This window comes from Pseudoflavonifractor sp. An85 (assembly GCF_002161235.1).
Taxonomy (GTDB): Bacteria; Bacillota; Clostridia; order Oscillospirales; family Oscillospiraceae; genus Enterenecus.
Window position 1 is genome coordinate 1 of the sequence record NZ_NFHE01000082.1, and the last position, 1,822, is coordinate 1,822.

A 1,822-nucleotide genomic window follows, 5' to 3' on the forward strand; every position below is an offset into this window, starting at 1 on the left:
TTCCTTATGACCACATCCAGCGCGGACAGCCTGATAAACCTTCTCAAAGGCGTCGCAATCAGCGTCGTCCTCATCTTCATGATCGTGAAATCCGGCGGCATCGCCAAGGAAATCCTCGGCGGCTGACGACGCCCCGCCATGACCCCGGCGGGCGTACAGCCCGCCGGATACAATGGTGGTACCCGAAAGGGACCACGGAAAGGAGACCGTCATGGCAGCATACGAAACACCCGAACAGGCCGCGAGATTCCTCGTGGACATCCACCTCGACATCCTCCATACAGGAAAGGGGGATTTCTCCCCGAACCATGTGAAATACACCTGCCAGCTCACCCCAAGGTATGGCGATCCCTTCACCACCGACTACCAGAGCAACCCCAGCGTGCACGGGGAACCCACCGTCACGCAGGTCATGAGCAGTCTTCTCTCGGATTCACGCATCCCCGACGCCTATCACGATGTGGACGATTTCGCCGACGACATGGGCTACCGCAAGCCCTCCGAGGCGATCCGCGCATGGGAGGGGTGCAGGAAGGCGCGGGACTGGGTGCGCGACACCCTCAACCTCAGCAATGGCGAAGCCAACCAGCTCTCCGACACCCTCGACGAATACGAGACCGAAGTGCAGGCGCAGGTCGAACAGCTTCAGGAGGAGCAGGCACGGCAGGACGCATACGAACATCCGCCCGTGGACCAGATGCTCTACGGCGGGCAGAAGTTCATCACCATCAAGGAGGCAATCGACAACCTCCTCGACCTCGGCGACTACGGCGAAGACGCCGTGGACTACGTGAACGGGGCCTCTTACATCGATGACGCGCTGCAAGAGGCGGCGGACGGCATGGTGGACATCTACTACCATGACCTGCTCCACTGGCTGCCAGACAACTACGAATGGCTGGAGGAGGCCGACGCGCAGGGCCTCTTGGAAGGCTGCAAGGGCGACCTCATGAAGATGACGCAGGCGGCGCAGTACGAATGCTACTCGCAGAATTTGTACGACCACAAGGCCGACATCCTCGCCGCCGTCACCCTCGCCCACCTGAAGGATCAGGGGGTCTACGCCATCTCGGAGGACATGGCCGACACCCTCATCGAAGGCATCCGCGACGCCTCCGACGGCATGAACCGGTTCAGCGACGCCACCGACCTTGCGGAGGAGACCATGAGCGATTCCCTCACCGAAGCCCTCGGCGACGAGGACGGGGAACTCTCCGCCGACATGGCGGACACGCTGCGGGATTCCGGCTACGACAAGCCGAACCCGTGCATGATGAGCGCCGAAGCCGTCCGGCTGGCGAACAAGGACGGGTACGATCAGGCATTCCAGAACGCATGGCACGACCTGCTCGCCGAACACCCCGAAGTCGGGGGCGATTCCCTCACCCATGCGGCAGAGGAAAGCCGCGACTCCTCCACCCGGCTCGCACAAAACCACGGCAATGACGCCCCCTCCCATGAGGACACGAGGGCGGAACTCTGACAATGGCGGGCAGGGCCACGGCCCCGCCCGCCCACTCGTATGAAAGGGGACCATCATGACGGAAACAACCATCTGGGACATCGAGGAACACCGCAAGGAACCACCCGGCATCCGCAATCTCGATTTCCGGGAATCGTTCGACCATCTGGCCGACTATCTCGACGGTTACAACATCCGCGAGCCGCGCACATTCGACCCGGAGAACGGCGGGAACCCCCTCATGGTGCGCAGCGGCGACGGTTTCTACGTGGGCGGCAGCCTCAACATGCTGCGGGACGATCCGGACTCTCCACTGTTCGGCTGCGAGATACAGAACATCCGGGACGAGGACGGGCACCT

The 1,822-nt window shown here is 62.3% G+C and carries 2 protein-coding genes; both read left to right on the plus strand.

Translation table 11 applies throughout. The features are described from left to right. Nucleotides 1-211 precede the first annotated feature (211 nt). Entirely contained in the window at nt 212-1,483 is a 1,272-nt protein-coding gene (locus B5G37_RS14355; RefSeq protein WP_087258935.1) for a hypothetical protein, read from the plus strand. 55 nt (nt 1,484-1,538) lie between these two features. After that, nucleotides 1,539-1,822 (plus strand): hypothetical protein (locus tag B5G37_RS14360; protein WP_143482992.1); only part of this gene is annotated, 284 nt, incomplete at its 3' end.